An 18,240-nucleotide genomic window follows, 5' to 3' on the forward strand; every position below is an offset into this window, starting at 1 on the left:
GACTCTCATCGTCCCTCGCTCCACTTCCAGGTGCGAGGGCCAGAAAGTCTCACTGAAGCTGGGTTCTTTCTCGCAGCGGGTGTCATCCGTATGAACGAGCTGGGAATTCACATATACCTCCCAGTTGACGTAGCAGCCGTCATCTCGTCCCAAGCGACCGTCCGCAGTGAATACGTAGGGTTCGAAGCCTGGACTTCTTCCGGCATCGATAGTGCCCGGGGCGATCAAGTCCGAAGTGTCACTGATTTCGATCCTCGCCTCGGTAATTTCCTGAAAGCCTCCTTCGGGCGAAGGCTCTCCAGTAGACGGTTCCGTCGTCGAGGACGCGTCCGTATTCACCGGCGGCTCAGATTGACCCCCTGAGTTGTCGGTCAATTGCTTTACCACACCGGGTCCTTGGATTGCGATGACCACAGTCACGAGAATGCCGAGCAAAGTGAGCAATGCTATGGTTCGCCGATTCCAATGGGGCGCGTCTGACTTCCACCATCTCGATGACATGGCGTCATTGTCTGCCGTTTTAGGCCGGGTCGCCAAGCACTGAAGCCACCCTTGCTCCATTCAAGAAAGGAACCGGTAGGGGCATTTCTCCCGCAGACTTGAGGGAGGGAGCATACGGGGCCTCCCTGGCCGCGGGCGGGCGCACACGGCAGGGATAGGAGCGATCCAGTCCCGCCCCAGATAGCCTTTCACTTTGCCGGCTGGCCAAAGTCTGCGCCACGTAGTATCGATGACGGGTTACGTGGCATGTAGGGCGCCCTTCTGAGTGTGGCTTTGACCGCTAAGTGGCGGCCTTCTTTGTCGACTTGTGGCGGTCCCGGCCACAGACCCAGGCATGTCCGTTAAGGATCTGAACCGTCCCCGGTTTGATGCCGCTTCCTTTCGAGTCTGGAAGGAAGATAGAGAGCATGCCGAAGAGGATTCCGGAGGAGACCAAACAGCGGGCCACCCGCCTGGTGCTGGACCATCTCGATGAGTACCCCACCCTGACCGCGGCCTGTCAGTCCGTCGGTGACCGGCTGGGCATCGGGAAGGAGTCCCTGCGCCGCTGGGTGCGCCAGGCCCAGGTCGATGCCGGAGAACGCGAGGGAGTGCCCTCCAGCGAGAACGAGCGCATCAAGCAGCTCGAGCGGGAGAACCGCGAGCTGCGCGAGGCCAACGCGATCCTGAAGGACGCCGCGGTTTTCTTCGCCGGGGAACTCGACCCCCGACGCCGGTGATCCTCGGGTTCATCGAGGACCAGCGTGCCCAGGGCCGCTCGGTCGGGTCGATCTGCACGGTCCTGCGCGAGCAGGGCGTGCGGGTCGCCGAGCGGACCTACCGGGCGTGGAAACGCGCCCAACCCAGCACCCGCGACCTCACCGACGCGGTGATCATCGATGCCATCCTCGCCGCCCGGGTGGACGCGCACGGCGGTGCTTCACCGGAGTCGATGTACGGACGACGGAAGATGACCGCGCTGCTCCGGCGCCAGGGCCACGAGGTGTCCACGCGCCGGGTGGATCGGCTGATGCGCCAGCTCGGGGTCAACGGCCTGGTGCGCGGCAAGGGTGTGCGAACCACGGTCCCGGATCGCAACGCGGCCCGGGCCCCGGACCTGCTGGACTTAGGACTTCACCGCGCCGGTGCCGAACCAACGCTGGGTCGCGGACTTCACCTACACCCGTACCTGGGCCGGATTCGTCTACGTCGCGTTCGTGATCGACTGCTACTCGCGCGCGATCGTGGGCTGGCATGTCGCGACCACGAAGACGACCCCGTTGGTCACCACCGCGCTGCGGATGGGGCTGTGGCGGCGCGACCGCGCCGGACACACGGTCCAGGACGGGCTGGTCCATCACAGCGACGCCGGATCCCAATTCACGTCTGTGGCCTTCGCTGAAACCTTGGCGCTGGAGGGCATCGCCGCCTCGATCGGATCCATCGGCGACGCCTATGACAACGCCCTGGCCGAGTCCACGATCGGGCTGTTCAAGAACGAGGCAATCCGCGACGGCTCCCCCTTCCGAGCCGGGCCGCTGCGCACCATCGACGACGTGGAATGGGTCACCGCCGGCTGGGTCGACTGGTACAACAACCGGCGCCTGCACTCCACCCTCGGCGACATCCCACCCGAGGAGTACGAGGCCGAGTACTACGCTGGCCTCACCACGCCAACACACCCGGTGCTGGCACCCGCATAGGAGCGGCAGAGAACCGGGGACGGTTCAATCCCCTTACGGCGCATCGTCTGCGTTCTCGGCCGATCAGTGAAGACCACTTCTGATATCAGTGCCGTCGGCTTCTGACATTGACAACCCGAGACTTGTTCAATCTGGTGGACGAAATCGCTGCCAAGGGCGCCGCGGTGGAGTTCGTCAAGGAGCGCATCGCCGTGGACAAGAATGGATCGTCCCCGTTGGAGGCGCTGATGCTCGGTGTCATGGCCTCCTTTGCAGAGTTCGAGCGGAGCCTCATCCGTGAACGTCAGGCCGAGGGGATTGCGCTGGCCAAGGCAAAGGGAAAGTATGCCCAGGCGCCGAAGCTCACTGCGGAGGACGTCGCCCAAGCGCAGGCGATGGTGGAACTAGGTATGCCGAAGACTCAAATCGCAGCCACGTTCAAGGTTTCCCGTCAGACCCTTTACGCGGCCCTCAGGAAAGCACGGTTCGCATCCGAATCCACGGGACTGACCGATTGAGCCCCCGAGGGGGCGCGGCGCTCTAAAAGAGGCCCTCCTTCGCCTCGTCAAGACGTAGGCGAGGCGCCGCATACGATGTTTAGAACGTCCACGTCGGGCGACAAAGGCGGCAAGGTAGGTAGATGAAGCGCACTCCGAAGGGGCGGCTAGAGCTCACCTGGATGGGCAAGGACTCGGCATTAATCCCCGCCGAGAACGGGAAGTACGACTATGCCTGGGTCGAGCCGTACGATCCGCGCGCTCTCGAAGTTAAGTCCATTGAGCTCGTCGATACGGTCGGAACCACCGAAGGATTGAATGGGGCTAATGACAATCTGCTGATTGTGGGCGACTCAGGAGATGCGCTTCGATCTTTAGGCACCATCCCCGAGTACGCAGAGAAGTATCTAGGCCAGGTGAAGCTGGTCTACATCGATCCACCCTTCAACACCGAGCAAACCTTCGAGCACTATGCGGACCAGCTCGAACATTCGGTATGGCTGACAATGATGCGCGACCGGATCCGAGACATTAAACCGCTTCTCGCCCCCGACGCCTCTGTCTGGGTGCACCTCGATGACGCCGAAGTACACCGAATGCGGGTATTGATGGACGAGGAGTTTGGGGCGGAATGCTTCATCGCATCTGTCGTCTGGAGGTCAGCCGATACCGGAAACTACGACGACTCGCGCTTCTCTAATGACCACAATACGATCTTGGTCTACGGCCTGAATCCTGGGTGGGTGGCAAACGGGTTGCCGCGGAGTGCAAAGCAGTCCAGGCACTACCGGAACCCGGACAATGATCCGCGCGGACCGTGGTTCGATGGGAATCCTTTAGGTTCACCCAATCCCCGCGAGAATCTCATGTACGACGTTGTCTCTCCCCAGGGGCACTCCATCCCCAGTCCGCCTCATGGCTGGAGATGGCAGAAGAGCACGATGGACCGCATGATTTCGGAAGGCTCAATTCGATTCAACGACGCTGGTACGCGAATCGTTTACCGCACGTATCTACGGGAGCAGGGTGATCTGCCTCCGTCCAATTTGTGGGACAGCGTGGAGGAGACGGGCAGCAACCGGAAGGCCAAGAATGAACTCAAGGCCCTTTTCGGCCTACCAGCCAAACAGGTTTTCGACACCCCCAAGCCTGAATCGCTTATTAAACGCATACTGACTATCGGCACAGACGAAGGCGACTTAGTGTTGGACTGCTTCGGTGGGTCCGGGACAACCGCAGCCGTCGCCCACAAAATGGGACGGCGGTGGGCAACAGTGGAGTTGCAGCAGACCACTGTTGATCGCTTTCTGAGTCCGAGGCTCCGCAAGGTCGTTGAAGGTGCGGATGATGGTGGGGTCTCTCAAACGGTGGAGCGCGTGCCCACAAAATCCGAAGCACTTCCTGGAGGCCTCTCTCCCCAAGAGGCAGCTGACTTCGCCACACGCCTGAAGAAGGTTGCAGGCGACCTAGTGGGACTGGACGCTGAGACGATCCGGATCTTGAGTCAAGCGGTGCGAACAAAGAATCAGACGACTACGCATTGGACTGGTGGGGGAGGTTTCACCATTGCTCGGATGGGGCCGTCTATGTATGACGTCGACGACACCGACGGGGAGGTTTACCTGTCCGCAGCGGCGACGAACGGAGCGTGGTCTAAGGCGGTGGCTGGCCAGTTGAAGTTCACTCTTACTCCAATGGACCCGGTGTTCTGCGGCGTGAGGAATCGTCAGCGGCTGGCGGTGATCGACGGTGTGGCTGATGCAACGGTCGTGCGGACCATCGTCGAGCACCTAGGCGAGAAGGAGAAAGCCGTCATCGTGGCCAAGGGCATCCTGCCCGAGGCCGAAGCGTTGCTCGCCGACCTCTCTCCCGGGTCGCGGATCAAGAAGGCGCCGACCGACATGTTCCCGAAGGGGACGGTGAAGTGAAGATGAGCGTGGACATCACCTACGACGAAGCCTTGATCGAGGAGATCGCCGCTCGGTTCGACCTGCGCGACCCGAATAAGCGCGCCCTGTCCGCTCTGGTCGACCGGATCTCCCAGAGCGCCGGCTACCAGGAATTGGTGGCCGACCTAGCGACCGGTGTGGGCAAGACCTATCTGATGTCGGCACTGATCGACTACCTCGCCATCCAAGGGGTCCGGCACGTCCTGGTCGTCACCCCAGGATCTACGATCCAGCGCAAGACGCTGGCGAACTTCGATGAGGCCTCGGCGAAATTCGTAGCCGGTGCAGAACATGTCCCCTTCGTTGTTACCCCGGAGAACTTCCAAGCGGCGAACGTCGGGGCGGTGCTGAGGGATCCTCGACAGTTGAAGGTGTTCGTCTTCAATGTGCAGCAATTGATCCGTCCCTCGGACAAGGTCTCCCGGAAGGTGCGCTCCGAAGACGAGAACCTCGGTGATGCCCTGTACTCCCACTTGGAGGCCGCAGAAGACTTGTTCGTCATCGCCGACGAGCACCACGTCTACCACGAGAAGGCCAAGGCATTCTCAGCCGGAATTCGAGACCTTAACCCGGTCGCCCTGGTGGGCTTGACCGCTACCCCCGCCAAAGCGGACCTGCCGAAGGTCGCCTTCGAGTACACCTTGGGGGAGGCCATTGCCGATGGCCACGTCAAGGTACCGGTAATCGTCTACCGCAAGGACGGCACCAAGGACGAACGCACCCAATTGGCCGATGCCTGCCGGCTGTTGGCCAACAAGGAGGAGTCCTATCGAGTCTTCCGGCAGACAAACCCGGATGCGCCCGCAGTAAAACCGTGCCTGTTCGTGGTCTGTCAGACCATCGACCACGCCGCCGAAGTCGCCCAGATGCTGGCTGGCCCGGGATTCATTGGTGATGGCTCCCAAGTCCTCCAAGTCACTTCCCATTCCTCCGATGAGGCGCTGGAAGCCCTGGCTTCGGTGGAAGCCCCGGACTCCCCGATTCGGGCGATCGTGAGCGTGAATATGCTGCGCGAGGGCTGGGACGTGAAGAACATCGCGGTCATCGTCGCGCTGCGCAAGCTGGCCTCGCAAACCCTTACCGAGCAGATTCTCGGTCGGGGGCTGCGCTTGCCCTTCGCCCGGCGCACCGGTGTTCCGGACGTGGATCAGGTCGATCTGGTCGCCCACGATTCCTACGCCCAACTTTTGGCCCAGAAGGACGTGCTTCGGCAGCGGATCCAGCTGCCCTCCTCGAAGGTCGAGGTGGACGAGAACGGGGCGGCTACGACTGCGACGGTGGACTTGACCCAGCCATTGGACCCAGCCGGCGCGACCACCAGTCCCGGAGGGCAGCAGTCCATCCTTCCGGTGGATTCCCCGGTTCCTGGTCAGTGGTCGCTGTTCGACAATGACCTCTCGCAGGGACGGACCGGCCCTCACGGGGCTGGTGTCCCGACTGCCATCGGTGAAGGCGGGGCGGTCGGGCCGGCCGCAGCGTTGGGGTTCCAGGAGACTGACTCGCGGCTCCAGACGAAAGCTCCCAAATCGGTCAACCGAACCCAGGGGGCGCCCCAGGTCATCTTCCCGCGATTGGAGTCCCGGCTGACCCACGCCCCGTTCTCCCTGTCGGATATCTCCAACGCGGAGGCTGAACGGGCCGGGGCCGCCTTCGCCGATGAAGTCCCCACATTCATGTTCCGCGACGCGCTGGAAGCCACCCGCCAAGGCGACGACGTCACGATCAAGGTCACCCCCAAGGGCGTACCGAAGCCGGCCAACGCTTCGAGGGACTTGACGTCGTCTACGACTCCCTCGTGAAGCTCATCATGCAGCAGCCCGAGGTGCCCGCCGAACTAGGCAGCAAGAACGCCGCCCGCCGTCTCGTCCACGCCTTCTTGCGAGGTGCTGGCGCAGTGGAAAGCGAAGACCACGTCGAGTCCTGGGGGCAGAAGCGGCGCGAGCAGGCCGTGGACGGGATGCGCCGGATGATCCGGGACAAGATCGCCAGCCGCACTCCCCAGACTCAATATGAGATCGTCCCCGTCGAGCTGCCGGTTGAACCTGTGTTGGTTTCGGCCACAGCGGTGGACGCCTACGACGGCCAGAAATTCGCCCGAGGCGTGCAATATATCGGGTGGCAGAAGAACATCATGCCGGTTGCCTCGTTCGATGCCGGCACCACCGAGTGGGAACTGGCCATGCTGATGGACCGCGACCCGGACATCGAATGGTGGACCCGCGTGTACGTCCATGGCGAGGCATTTATCCCCACCAACAACGGAAGGTACTACCCCGACTTCATCGCCCTGGACAAGGAGGGCCAGTACTGGCTTCTCGAGGGCAAAGCTGACTCCGAAGCCTTGGATGAAGGCGTCGCCGCCAAGAAGAAGGCCGCTGAGAACTGGGCCCGCAGGGTCAGCGATGACGGGCAGTTCGGCCCATGGCACTATCTCTTCGCCACTGAAACCGACATCGCCAAGGCCGGTGCCTCGTGGAAGGTCTTGGTGAATATCACCAAGCCCGAATAACCCTTCACCGCACCCTGCCGAACCGCTGCGGCTACCGGTCCATGTGCCGCCAGGCGCCGGGGTGGCGCTGGGGCTGTTGCCAGGGTCCGCCTGCTGGTCGGGTGGGCGCCCGGGGGTCGGGGTTGTGCTGGGTGGGGAAGTTGCTGGCGACGTGGCTGCGGTAGAGGTGTCGGTCGGCCATGGCCAGGCGGGTCCGTAGCGTGCCGCGGTCCATGGAGTCGATGAGCGGTTGGGGGTCCAGGCCGAGTTGGGCGGCTTGGTCGGCCTTGCGTCCGAGTTCCCGGGTGGTGTGCCGGCGGAGGGCTTCGATGACGATGGACCCGCCGTGGTTGATGTACTGCGCGGCGGCGGCGAGGGCGGCCAGCTCGGGCCGGCGGGCGTTGTCGGTGCGGCGGAAGGCGTCCACGAGGCGGTCGGCCTTGACCTTGTCCCCGATGGTGTCGGCCAAGAGGTTGTCGCGGATGTGGACGCTGGCCTCGGTGGCGTGGGCGATGACGGCGACCTGTTCGTCGGTGAGTCCGGTCTTGGCCCCAGCCCCCTCGGTGAGAGCGCGGGACGCCCACTCGTACTGGGCCGTGGGGGCCAGGGTGGCGAACCGCTGGGCGGTGTCCGGGTCGAGGTGGGCCTGCTCGTGCTCGGGCACCGGGGCGTAGCGGCGGATGAGTTCCTCGCGCGAGCCAGCCGGCCACCGGCCGGAGGCCATGGCGTAGGCGGTGGCGGCGGTGTCCTCGAGGGGACCCTGTCGGGTCCACCCGTGCCCGGGGGTGAAGGTGGCCAGCTGGTCCTCGTGCACCGCCCAGGCGTGGGTCGGGCGTCCGGTGCGGGTGGCGATCGCATCCTGGACCATCAGGGCCCGGTCCGGGCCCTCGGGCCCGTACCCGAGGACCCGGTACTCATCGGCCCGGGTGCCGAAGCCCCGGTCCACGTGCCCGGCGGCCTCGGCCGCGTGGGCCGGGCCGTCGCCGAGGTCCGCGGTCCAGGTCTGCACGGCGATGCCGATGAAGTTCGAATCCTTGAAGCCCAGGACGGCGAGCTGGTGCTCGGTGGGCTGGTAACCGGCCATGGCGGGCACGGCCCCGGCCAGGGCATTGGGCGTGGTGATCGGGGCCATGGGCAGGTCCTGGTCCATGGCTCAGTGCCCGGGCGCGTAGGTGACGGTGACCGGGGCGTGGTGCAGCTGCATGTCCACGACGGCCGCTTGGGGCGGGGCGGTGGCGAGCATCTCGGCCAGCTTGTCGGTGATGGTCGATTCCATGTTGGGGGTCCTTTCGGGTCGGTGCCGGTGTGGGGTCAGCGGTCCAGGCCGGCGGCCGCCGGGCGGGTGCTGGCCCGCCCGGCACGCGGGATTTGCAGGGTGCCGGCGGTGTGGGTGTGGGTGCCGCGTCGGGTGGGGGCGTCCAGGCGCAGGGTGCCGGTGGCCTGCGTGGAGTGCTCGGCGGCCCGGGCGAGGGTGCCGGCGGTGTCGAGGAGGGTTTGCACGCGGGCGTCGGTGGAGGTGACCGGGGCCCAGGTGGTGCGCCCGACCCGGCCGGGCAGGTGCCCGGCGGTGCGGGCGGTGGCGGGGGCCAGCAGCTGGCCGGAGTCGGCGAGGCGGCCGGCGAGCCGGTGGTGGGCGAAGGCGACCCGGTCCAGGGTGGCGTCGAGGTGCTGGACCAGGGCGATGGTCCGTTGCAGGTCCCGCGGGGTGCCGGTCATCGCGGCCAGGGTGTCCGGGTTCCCCTCGGCGATGGGGCGCAGGACGGTGTTCAGGGCCCGGGTGGCGGCCAGGGTTCCCTCGAGGTGGTGCCGGCCGGTGGTCGGTCCGGCGCCGGGGATCTTCACGGTGGCGTCCCAGTGCCCGGCGGTGGTGGCCCACGCCTTGCCGGCCCGGTTCATGGCCTGCAGGGCGCCGGTGGCCTCGGGGCCGGTGAGGTGGGCGTGGTCGTGGGCGGCCTTGACCAGCTGCATGCCGGCCCGGTTGACCAGTAGGGCGGTCTGGGTGATGCCGCGCAGTAGGTAGGAGCTGCCGCGGGCGTCGAACTGGGCGGGCTTGGTGTTCGAGGAGGTGGGGATGCGCTGCCGGGAGGTGTCCCAATCGAGGGTGGTGGTGGCTCCGGTGAGGTTCTCGGGTCGGGTTCCGAGGGCGGGGGCGGCCTCGGTGAGCCATCGGGCCAGGGCGGCGTGCACGGTGGCGCTGCGCGCGGGGGCCACGGCCAGTTCGGTGATTTGGCGCAGGTCGGGGTCGGCGGGCAGGTCGCGCAGCTGCGCGGCGCCGGTGAGCACCGCGTCCAGTCCCTGGAGCAGGGCGGTGGGGGCGAGGGTGCGGGTGGCGGGGCGCAGCTTGTCGTGCAGGGCCCCGGTGAGGGTGTGCAGGATGTCGGCGTACTCGCCCAGGGCGGTGTCCACGGCCTGGGCGCGGGTGCCGTCGGCGTCGATCGCGGCGTAGGGCATGGTGGTGCGCACCAGGTCCGCGCCGACGTTGAGGTACCGGCACGCGGCGGCGACCTCGGGCACCGGGGTGCCGGCGGCGCGCAGGGGCAGGTTCTGCAGGGCGGCCTCGAGCCGGTCCAGGCGGTGGCGGAACCCGGTCAGCTGGGCGGCCCCAGCCCCGGTGGCGTAGAGCAGGTAGGTCTTGGTGGTGTACCGCAGGCTCGCGGTGAGCCGGGGCAGGGCGGCGACGATGTCCGCGGCGTGCACGGGGTCCCCGTAGGGGCGCTTGATGCGGGCGTCGTGCAGGGGCCGGCGGCTGAAGGCGTACGCATGGGACCGGGCCAGGTCGTACATGTCCTGGACGGTGGTGGGCTCGTGGTTCATGCCACGTCCCCGGCCCAGTCGGCGGCGCGGGTGAGCACCACGTGCACGGCGTGCAGGGCGGCCCGGTCGGACTCGGGCAGGGTGTCCATCAGGTCCAGGGCCTCGCCGAGCAGCACGGCGGGGCGATCGGTGACCAGCACGTCGAGGGCGTCCTGGTGGGCCGGGTCCAGGTGCAGGCGCACCTGGCCTTCGGCCACGTGCAGGTCCAGCAGGTCTGGGGCCCGGTCGAGGGCGACGGGGTGGTCCAGCAGCTGGGTGGACGTGGCGCTGATCAGCGCGCGGATCTGCTGGAGCTTGTCCTGGGTCTCGGGGGATGTTGTGGTGGTCATGGCGGTCTCCTGGGTGGGTCGGTCTGGGTGGTTCGACGGTGGCACGTGCCCGCCGGTGGACGGGCACGTGCCGGGTGGAACTGTGGACAACCCGCGCAGGGTCTCGCCTGTGTAGGGCGCTACTGTCCCGGGGTGGGGGCGGTGCCTGCGGGCGGGGTCGGGGCGGTGTCGGTCTTGGGGGTCCGGCGGGTGCGCTTGGTCGGGCGGAGCTTGTCGAGTTCGGTCTTGGTCCAGCCCTTGCGCTCGGCGTCCTTGAAGGCCTTGCGCTCGGCGGCCTGGGCCTGGGCCAGGGCGTGTTCGGCGTCGACGCGGGCCTGGACGGCGGCGGCGATCTCGCGGGCCGCGGACAGGCGCTGGTCGTTGAGCTTGCGGGCCTGGTCAATGAAGGATTCGGTGATGTTCTCGCTCATGGTCCTCACCCTAGGGCGGGCCCGGTTCACGTGCTGCGCTGGGCCAGGAATTCGGCCACATCCTCGCGCCGGTAGCGGCGGATGGACGCCCCGATTTCGAGGGCGCGTAGCGACCTGTTTCCGGTGAGGGTGAGCGCTCCGGCCAGGTCGGTGCCGAGCAGGCCGGCGACCTCCTCGAGGGTGAGTAGTTCGGGGTAGTCGGTGAGCTGGTCGGCGGTGTCATCGCTCATGCCGTTCACGCTAGGGCGGGGGCGGATTTCTCGCTGCGAAAGCGCAGGTAGTCGTGGACGTCCTGGCGCCGGTACCGGCGGATGGTGGCGCCGATCTCGATGGCCGGCAGGGCGTCGGCGCCGGTCACGGCGAGCACGCCGGCGGCGTCGGTGCCGAGCACCTGGGCGGTCTCGGCCACGGTGAGCAGCGCCGGGTAGCCGGCGAGCTGCTCGGCCGGGCGGTGGGTGGCCGCGTAGGCCAGCACCTGGGCGCCGGTATCGGCACCGAGGAAGTCCTCCAGGGCGGTCTGGAAACCGGTGGTGGTGAGATGCATGGGGAACTCTCCTGTCGCTCAACTCTCGCTGCCGTTCCTTTCGGCGAAGACCGAAATACTCGGGCCGCCAGGTTCGGTCCAGCCGGAGGGGCCGGTCGTGGAATACCGGAGCGAGCGAGGAACGAGCGAGTGAGGATATGCCGCGAAAGCCGGCCCTGGAGGCTTGACCGGTTCTGGCGGACCAGTACCCTCCACGGCCGAAAGGAACGCTCGCGTTCCCCGGTCCAGAGCCGGGCGGGCGCGGCCCGCCACTACTCCCGCCCCAGCGGGACCGGCGGAGCCGGAGCAAGCTATACAGTTAGGTGCCCTAACCTGCTTGCGCCCTTGCGCTGGCGCGCCGGTCGATGGGACACTCACGGGTGAGCGGCGTTGCACTGGGCTGGAGGTCCAAAGCAGCAAGTCAGCGAACGGATGGGCGGTGGTCACGGTGGCGGAGCGCAAGCGTCAGTCCAACGTGGTCGGTGGCCGTCCAGCCCGCCGGGTGGTCAAGCTCTCGGCCTCCGAGGATGCCGCCCTGTCCCTGGCCGCCGTGGAGCAGGGCGTGACCGTTCCCCGGCTGTTGAAGGAGTCCGCTCTGGCGGTCTCGGCCGGGGAGACGGCGACGGATCGCCGGCGGGTGCTGACCGCGCTGAACGTGCTCACCGGGCAGCTGGCCCGGGTCGGGAACAACCTCAACCAGATCGCCCGGGGGCTGAACACGGACGGGGAACTGCACGGGGACGTGCGGGGCTCCCTGGACGAGCTGCGCGGGGTGCTGCGCGACGTCGATGAGGTCATCGAAACCCTGGCCCTGGATCGGGGCGCGCCATGATGCCGAACGTGGTCCGCGGGGGACGGATGGTGGGTTTGATGAGCTACCTCGTCGGCCCGGGCCGGTCCAACGAGCACACCGCCCCGATGGTCGTCTCCGGTGATGACCGGGTGCTGATCGAGTTCGACCCCGGGCAGGAGCTATCGGTGGCGGACGGCCAGCGCATCGGGGCCATTCTGGACGCACCTCGGCGCGTCCACGGCACCGAGGTCAAGGCCCCCGTCTACGGATGGGACGAGGCCGCCCAGCGCAAGGTCAAGGTAGCGGAGAAGGACGGGCACGTCTGGCACTGCTCGCTGTCCCTGGCGAAGGGCGACCGAGAGGTGTCCCGCGAGGAGTGGGGAACGATCGCCCAGGAGTTTGTGGAGCGGATGGGATTCATCGACCCGGACGGGGCGAAGTCCTCCCGCTGGGTGGCCATCCACCACGGCACCTCGACGGCCGGCAACGACCACATCCACCTGGCCGTGCAGCTGGTCCGCGAGGACGGCACCAAGGCCAACATCCACCACGACTACCACCGCGCCCAGCAGGTGTGCGGAGAGCTGGAGAAGGAACACGGGCTGGCCGTGCTGGAGTCCCGGCAGGTTGCCCGCGGACTGTCCGGGGACAAGCCCGCCGAGGTCGCCCGCGCACAGTCAGAGAACTACCCGCAGGCACCGCGGCCGGAGCTGCGCCGCAGGATGCGCACCGCCCTGGCCACTGCGTCCAGTCCAGCGCAGTACATCGAGCACTTGCGGGACCTGGACGTGCGCGTGGCCCCGTCTTTCGCCAAGGGCTCGACCACCCAGGTGCGGGGCTACAAGGTCGCCCTGGCCGGGGGTGCGGACACCATCTGGTATTCGCCCTCGAAGTTGGATGCCACCCTGGGCTGGCCGAACGTGCTGCGCCGCTTCGGCGGGGCCGGGAAGGAGCAGGCCGAGTCCCTGTTGGCGTCCTGGCACAACAGCGCCCGCCCCGAGGCTGGCACGCTGAAGGTGCACCGCTTCGATGCCGCGAAGATCGAGACGCTGCTCAGTGGCAAGACCGGCACCGGCCCGGACGACCTGGCCAGCATCTACGCCCGGGTGTCCATGCAACTGGAGCAGGGTCGGCCCGGTGCGTTCTCCCGCCTGTCGGACGAGTACGCGCGGGCCGCCCAGGGCGGCGGCAACGCCCGCCACATGGTCCGCCTCGGGGCACGGTTCGCGGCCAAGGACTCCACCCGCGGTTGGCTGGCCGTGCTCAAGCAGGCCAACCGGCTCTCACGGGCGATGACCATGCACACCCTGACCGCCCAGCGACCCCAGCTGGCCGAGCGCACCACCGCGCTGATGCACACCGTCTCCTCCATCACCCGATCCCAAGAACCGACCCGACCGACCACGCCCCAGACACCCCGGTCCGGGACCCTGGCGAACAGGTACACCCGGCCCGGACCCGACACCGGCATCGACCGATAGGAGAGGCCGTCATGGCTGAGAACGAAGAAGAAGCCGAGATGGCCGCCCAGTTCGGCAACCTGCTGCGCGTGGCCATGGGATCGGGGATGCAGATCCGCGAAGCCCAGGCCCGCCGCGCACAGATGCAGGCCGCCGAACGCGCCGCCGAAGCCGACCGACAGACCCGCACCGAGGCCACCATCGCCGCGATGGTGAACCGCGAGGTGTACCACCCGGAGTTCTGGCGCACCGCGGGCTCCGAATCCATCGCGGACCGAGTCACCGTGGCCGCGCACCTGGCCGGCACCCACGCCGAAGCCCGGGGGCGTGGATACACGCCGCCGACGTGCTGCGCAACGACTACGGCATCAACCTGGAGCGGATGAACAAGGACCACCCGACCTCCCTGGTGGACCGGCACGCCGCCCTGCGCGACGCCCTGGATGACTACTTCGCCCGGCAACGCCTGGAGGCCGAGGCCGACCAGGCCCTCGCTCCCAGGTCGGAGCAGGACCAAGACGCCACTGCCGACCGCGAGAACACGTCCCTGCCGGACACCACCGCGCAGACCACCGAGGCGGACCAAGCCGCCAGTCAGAAGGCCGAGAAGCAGGCTGATGCCAAGGCCGTGGACGAGGGCGCCCACCAGGTGCTGGCCGGCCGGTACGGTGCCGAGGCGCAGCAGGACCAGGTGAACGCCCAGACCGCAGAGCAGACCGGCGGACGGGACCCGGGCCAGTACCAGCGGGTCACCGACGCCCAGCTGGCCCAGATCGAACGGCACGCCAACGCCCCCCAGCTGGCCCTGGTCCGGGCCCGACAGGCCGCCGGGTTCCCGCAGCCCACCGCCGACCGGATCGCCGCCGGCGCGAAGAGCATCAAGGCCACCAAGCCGGTCGCCGCAGGACGCGGCCTCGGCCAGGGCCAGGAAGCAGGGCTGAGCCGATGAGCGACACCTACGAGTTCGACGACGACCCCACCACCGAGCCCGTCAGCCCCATCGACACCGAGCAGCCGGCCGAAGCGGACGCCGCCGAAGGCGGAGACCGCCCGCTGTACTTCCCCAACGCCGAACAGTGGGTGCAGAACTGGCTCCTCCCCCACTACCGGCGCAAGCTGAGTGGCGGCCGCCGCTGGGACCCCCAGTGGTGGCGCTACGAGGAAGCCGGCACCATCCTGGAGGCCCTGTGGGAGTCGTGGGAGCAGATGCGCTGGGAAGACGCCATGACCGCCGTGGCCTGGTACCGCGACTACTTCTGGCCCGTCATGGACCGCCTCACCGCCGAAGACGGACCCTTCTGGGACTACGACCCACCCCGAAACACCGACGTACCACAGCAATGGGAGACAGTCCCCGCTCCTCCGGGCTGGTTCTGAACCAAGAGTGTCCAGGTGTGGACGAAGCAAACCGTGAGGGCAGCACGGTAGGTGATCGCAGGCTGGTCTACTGTTCGGCGTGTGCTGCCAGGCTTTCCTCAGGGCTGGTCAGTATGGGCGTGGGTTCAGACATCGCGGACTCCATTGTGATCACGAGACGGGCGACCTTTCCGTCACGGACGCGCTGGTAGCCCTCGTTGATCTCGTCCAACCCGATGGTCTCGGTCACGAGCTCGTTCAGATGTAGGAGCCCGCGGGAGGCCAGCCCGGCGAAGAAGGGAACGTCTACCTTGAGGTTCGCCGATCCCATGTAGACGCTTTCGATGCGGTTTCGATTCCGCATGAAGGTCATGGCGTCCAAGGTGATGGGAACATCCTTGCCACCGATCCCCACCAGGTACAGCCCACCACCGTAGGACAGCATCTCCAGTCCCTGCTGGGCTACTTGCTGGGATCCCACGAAGTCGAAGACATAGTCGGCGCCTTCCGGTAGGTGCTGCCGCAGTGCCGTCACGGGGTCCTCCTCGCTGCCGTTGATGGTGTGCGTCGCTCCAAACGTCCGGGCGTGGGCCAGCTTTTCGTCGGAGACGTCGATGGCGACGATCTCCGAGGCGCCGGCCAGCACGGAGCTGCTGATGGCGTTCAACCCGACGCCACCTGTTCCCACGATGACGACGCTTTCGCCCCGGCCGACCTGGGCCGTGTTGAGCACGGCACCGGCGCCCGTAATCACGCCGCACCCCAGCAGGGCCGCCTGTTCGAACGGCAGGTCCTGGGGAATCCGGGCCAGTTGGTTCTCGTGGACCAGCGCCTTCTCCGCGAAGCCGCCGAGGCCGAATGCTTGATTCACGGGTTCACGGTCCGAACTCAGACGCGGTGGGTCCCCGGCGGGTCGTTCGGTTCGCTGTGTGTTTCGACAGTAGTACGACCGGCCGGACAGGCAGCGTGGACAATCGCCACAGTAGCGAATCAGGGCGCCGACTACGTGGTCCCCCTCGTGGAGGGACCGGACGCCGGGGCCGACGCGCTCGACCACCCCGGCGACTTCATGACCGAACACGGCAGGCATGGGGAACCCGAGATCGGCACTGGCCATGGTGAGGTCCGACAGGCACAGGCCGACGGCCTTGACCTTGACGAGGACCTCGTTCGCCTGGGGCTCGCCCACGGTGATGTCTTCAATCGAGAATCCGGCGCCCGGTGCGTGGACAACGGCCGCCTTGATGGTGTGCCCCACGTTTGTTCCTCTCCCTGTGGTTGATTCTTCCCCAGTGGCACCGGGCCGGTCTGGTGTGGTCGGCGTGGTGGTCATGACTGGTTGGGGCGGTTCAGGAAGATCGACTTGGGCACCTGATAGTGGCCCAGCCCCTCCGGGCCGAGCTCCCGGCCGAGGCCGCTCATCTTCACGCCTCCGAAGGGCGCCACCGGATCCGTGGCGTAGCCGTTGAGACCGATCGTCCCGGTACGGACCTGGCGCGCTACACGGAGACCGCGATCCTGGTCGGTGGTCCACACGCTGCCGGCCAATCCGTAGTCGGAATCGTTGGCGATGTTGATGGCGTCCTGTTCGTCGGTGTACGGGATCACCCCGAGAACGGGACCAAAGATTTCCTGCTGGGCTATCACGTCCTTGCGGTCGAGGTCGGCGAAGACCGTGGGCTGGACGTACCACCCTCGGTCAAGGCCTGTGGGCCGCCCCCCTCCCGTGGTGACGCGCCCGCCTTGGGCCACCCCCTGACGGATGAGTCCCTCCACCCGTTCGCGATGCCGTTCGGACACCAAGGGGCCGACCTGCGTTTCCGGCGTCAGGGGATCCCCCACCGCCAGTCCAGCGACCAAGTTCGTGACGATCTCGACGGTCTGCTCGTAACGGTTTCGTGGCGCCAGGATGCGGGTGGACAGCCAGCAGACCTGTCCGTTGTTCGACATCGTGGTGGACAGGAACGCCTCGAGGCTGGATTCGAGGTCGGCATCGTCCAGGACGATGGCGGCTGATTTTCCCCCGAGTTCCAGTGTGACCGGCCTCAGCATTCGGCCACAGACCTCCCCGATCGCCTTACCGACACCCGGGGAGCCGGTGAAGGAGACCTTGTCGACGTGTGGGTGGCTGACCAAGTATGCCCCGGTGGGTCCGCCGGCTGGGACGATGTTGAGGACCCCACCCGGCAGACCGACTGCCATCGCCGCCTCGGCGACCACCATGGCGTCCAGGACGGTTTCGGGGGCAGGCTTGAGGACGATCGTGCACCCGGCGGCCAGAGCCGGTGCGAGCTTGAGGAAGGTGATGCTCTGGGGGACGTTCCACGGGACGATGGCGGCCACGACGCCGATCGGGTCATGCGTCACGAGAGCCTGCTTGCCCTTGAGCCCGGGCCGTAGGTCATCGACCTGGCCCACCACCAGGTCGCTGAAGTACCGCAAGAGCATGGCCGGGTTCGAGGTTTCCCATTTCTGGGAGAGGGCAATGGGCATGCCATTCTGCATCGTCACGCGCCGGGCGGTTTCCGACCCCCGGCCCTCCAACTCGTCGGCGAAGCGGCGCAGCACCTCGGCCCGTTGTGCGGCCGTCCACTGCGACCATCCCTGCGGGTCATCGAAGGCCGCGCGGGCGGCCTGGACGGCCCGGTCGATGTCCTGTTCCGTCCCTTCGGGCACCTGCCCGATGTATGCCTCCGTGGCGGGTGAATGGACTTCGATGCTGGAGGCCCCGTGCGGGGCCGTCCACTCCCCTCCGATGTAGAGCCGGTCGTATTCCATGGTTGCCATCAAGACTTCTTCCTCTCTGTATAGCTGTACAGCGCAGTGGCGCACGGTCTGGGCAGACCGCCAGGCGGGCGGTCACGGCGATACCCACAGGAGATGGACCTCGAGGTGCCGGTCGCGCGCTATTCGGCTCCCGGATCCGGGTCCGGCCTGCCGCCTGCGTGGACGCAGACGGGATCCAAGGGATCACCGGCGAAGTAACTGCCCATGAAGAGGAATTGCCCCTCTTCGGCCAACACGGCAGCCCATTGCCATCGCGGCGCAGGGTCGCCTTCAGGACTACCGTCGAGGGACAGCCGGGCAACCTCCATGCGCACCGGGGCATCGCCGTGCTCGTCGACCACGGCCGTCAGGATTCCCTGGCCGTCGTCACCGATGACGATCTCCGGGTCGGCGATGAGGACCGAGAGTGCCCCGAAATGTGCGCTCATCTGGACGCGGCCCCGGCAGCGGATGACCCCGGGACGGCCCGGTGCGGCTCCGGCCTGCGCGTGGCCGGGAAACACGAACTGTCCCTGTTCGCTGAGACCTGCACCGCCGCTGAGCCTGTACTCGTGGTCCGCCAGCCGTTCGAAGTACTCGCGGAATGACGTCCGAAGGCCCCACCGCACCACGACCGGACCTGCCAGGTTTGTGACCGCGGGGACGGGCTGGTGCATAACGTGTCTAGTCATC

Annotated in this window: 19 protein-coding genes and 1 pseudogene; 10 read left to right on the forward strand and 10 right to left on the reverse strand. The window is 67.1% G+C overall.

The window, feature by feature from the left end; genetic code table 11:
• The first annotated feature begins 908 nt into the window (after window positions 1-908).
• The 5 genes and pseudogenes from E7744_RS14680 (at window position 909) to E7744_RS14700 (ending at window position 7,117) form a co-directional block, all read left to right on the forward strand.
• Window positions 909-2,183: pseudogene (locus tag E7744_RS14680) on the forward strand (IS3 family transposase).
• Between the two features lie 122 nt (window positions 2,184-2,305).
• Window positions 2,306-2,680, forward strand: a complete 375-nt coding sequence (locus E7744_RS14685) for a recombinase family protein (RefSeq protein ID WP_246858702.1) — start codon at window positions 2,306-2,308, stop codon at window positions 2,678-2,680.
• Window positions 2,681-2,802: 122 nt separating this feature from the next.
• Window positions 2,803-4,587, forward strand: a complete 1,785-nt coding sequence (locus E7744_RS14690; protein ID WP_137775103.1) for a site-specific DNA-methyltransferase — start codon at window positions 2,803-2,805, stop codon at window positions 4,585-4,587.
• A gap of 2 nt (window positions 4,588-4,589) precedes the next feature.
• Window positions 4,590-6,407, forward strand: a complete 1,818-nt coding sequence (locus E7744_RS14695) for a DEAD/DEAH box helicase (RefSeq protein WP_137775104.1) — start codon at window positions 4,590-4,592, stop codon at window positions 6,405-6,407.
• The gene (locus tag E7744_RS14700; protein ID WP_137775105.1) at window positions 6,404-7,117 is read left to right on the forward strand and encodes a hypothetical protein; all 714 of its coding nucleotides are present in this window, start codon (window positions 6,404-6,406) and stop codon (window positions 7,115-7,117) included. The genes E7744_RS14695 and E7744_RS14700 overlap by 4 nt, the downstream gene beginning before the upstream one ends.
• Before the next feature lie 31 nt (window positions 7,118-7,148).
• Here the strand turns inward: E7744_RS14700 and E7744_RS14705 are convergent, their stop codons facing one another.
• The 7 genes from E7744_RS14705 to E7744_RS14730 form a co-directional block, all read right to left on the reverse strand.
• Window positions 7,149-8,228: a DUF4192 family protein gene (locus E7744_RS14705; protein ID WP_168199869.1), complete on the reverse strand. Its 1,080-nt coding sequence runs from the start codon at window positions 8,226-8,228 to the stop codon at window positions 7,149-7,151.
• 21 nt (window positions 8,229-8,249) lie between these two features.
• Window positions 8,250-8,372, reverse strand: coding sequence for a hypothetical protein (locus tag E7744_RS16415; RefSeq protein WP_256376042.1), 123 nt, complete (start codon window positions 8,370-8,372; stop codon window positions 8,250-8,252).
• 35 nt (window positions 8,373-8,407) lie between these two features.
• Entirely contained in the window at window positions 8,408-9,910 is a 1,503-nt protein-coding gene (locus E7744_RS14710; RefSeq protein ID WP_137775107.1) for a hypothetical protein, read from the reverse strand.
• A complete protein-coding gene (locus tag E7744_RS14715) occupies window positions 9,907-10,239 on the reverse strand; it encodes a hypothetical protein (RefSeq protein WP_137775108.1) in 333 nt (110 codons plus the stop codon). Before E7744_RS14715 ends, E7744_RS14710 begins: the two co-directional genes overlap by 4 nt.
• Before the next feature lie 119 nt (window positions 10,240-10,358).
• Window positions 10,359-10,649: a hypothetical protein gene (locus E7744_RS14720; RefSeq protein WP_137775109.1), complete on the reverse strand. Its 291-nt coding sequence runs from the start codon at window positions 10,647-10,649 to the stop codon at window positions 10,359-10,361.
• Between the two features lie 26 nt (window positions 10,650-10,675).
• The gene (locus E7744_RS14725; protein ID WP_137775110.1) at window positions 10,676-10,879 is read right to left on the reverse strand and encodes a helix-turn-helix domain-containing protein; all 204 of its coding nucleotides are present in this window, start codon (window positions 10,877-10,879) and stop codon (window positions 10,676-10,678) included.
• A 5-nt stretch (window positions 10,880-10,884) separates the two neighbouring features.
• On the reverse strand, window positions 10,885-11,193 hold the full coding sequence (locus E7744_RS14730) for a helix-turn-helix domain-containing protein (RefSeq protein WP_137775111.1): 309 nt from the start codon (window positions 11,191-11,193) through the stop codon (window positions 10,885-10,887).
• 418 nt (window positions 11,194-11,611) lie between these two features.
• Between E7744_RS14730 and mobC the strand changes: the two genes are divergently transcribed.
• The 5 genes from mobC to E7744_RS14755 are packed head-to-tail and all read left to right on the forward strand — an operon-like array spanning window position 11,612 to window position 14,802.
• A complete protein-coding gene (gene mobC / locus E7744_RS15885; protein ID WP_168199870.1) occupies window positions 11,612-12,004 on the forward strand; it encodes a plasmid mobilization relaxosome protein MobC in 393 nt (130 codons plus the stop codon).
• A 38-nt stretch (window positions 12,005-12,042) separates the two neighbouring features.
• Window positions 12,043-13,446 carry a relaxase/mobilization nuclease domain-containing protein gene (locus tag E7744_RS14740; RefSeq protein WP_168199871.1) on the forward strand — a complete coding sequence of 468 codons (1,404 nt, stop codon included), beginning with the start codon at window positions 12,043-12,045 and terminating at the stop codon, window positions 13,444-13,446.
• 11 nt (window positions 13,447-13,457) lie between these two features.
• Window positions 13,458-13,811 (forward strand): hypothetical protein, encoded by a 354-nt coding sequence (locus tag E7744_RS14745; RefSeq protein WP_137775114.1) that lies wholly within the window; start codon window positions 13,458-13,460, stop codon window positions 13,809-13,811.
• Window positions 13,772-14,374, forward strand: a complete 603-nt coding sequence (locus tag E7744_RS14750) for a hypothetical protein (RefSeq protein WP_137775115.1) — start codon at window positions 13,772-13,774, stop codon at window positions 14,372-14,374. Before E7744_RS14745 ends, E7744_RS14750 begins: the two co-directional genes overlap by 40 nt.
• Complete coding sequence (locus E7744_RS14755) at window positions 14,371-14,802, forward strand: DUF4913 domain-containing protein (protein WP_137775116.1); 432 nt, start codon at window positions 14,371-14,373, stop codon at window positions 14,800-14,802. Before E7744_RS14750 ends, E7744_RS14755 begins: the two co-directional genes overlap by 4 nt.
• Window positions 14,803-14,869: 67 nt before the next feature.
• Here E7744_RS14755 and E7744_RS14760 read toward each other — a convergent pair whose 3' ends face one another.
• The 3 genes from E7744_RS14760 to E7744_RS14770 form a co-directional block, all read right to left on the reverse strand.
• The gene (locus tag E7744_RS14760; RefSeq protein WP_137775192.1) at window positions 14,870-16,027 is read right to left on the reverse strand and encodes a zinc-binding dehydrogenase; all 1,158 of its coding nucleotides are present in this window, start codon (window positions 16,025-16,027) and stop codon (window positions 14,870-14,872) included.
• Between the two features lie 83 nt (window positions 16,028-16,110).
• The gene (locus E7744_RS14765; protein ID WP_137775117.1) at window positions 16,111-17,568 is read right to left on the reverse strand and encodes an aldehyde dehydrogenase; all 1,458 of its coding nucleotides are present in this window, start codon (window positions 17,566-17,568) and stop codon (window positions 16,111-16,113) included.
• Between the two features lie 119 nt (window positions 17,569-17,687).
• Window positions 17,688-18,224, reverse strand: coding sequence for an HtaA domain-containing protein (locus tag E7744_RS14770; RefSeq protein WP_168199872.1), 537 nt, complete (start codon window positions 18,222-18,224; stop codon window positions 17,688-17,690).
• Window positions 18,225-18,240 lie beyond the last annotated feature (16 nt).

This window comes from Citricoccus sp. SGAir0253 (genome assembly GCF_005877055.1).
In the GTDB taxonomy this organism is placed as follows: domain Bacteria; phylum Actinomycetota; class Actinomycetes; order Actinomycetales; family Micrococcaceae; genus Citricoccus.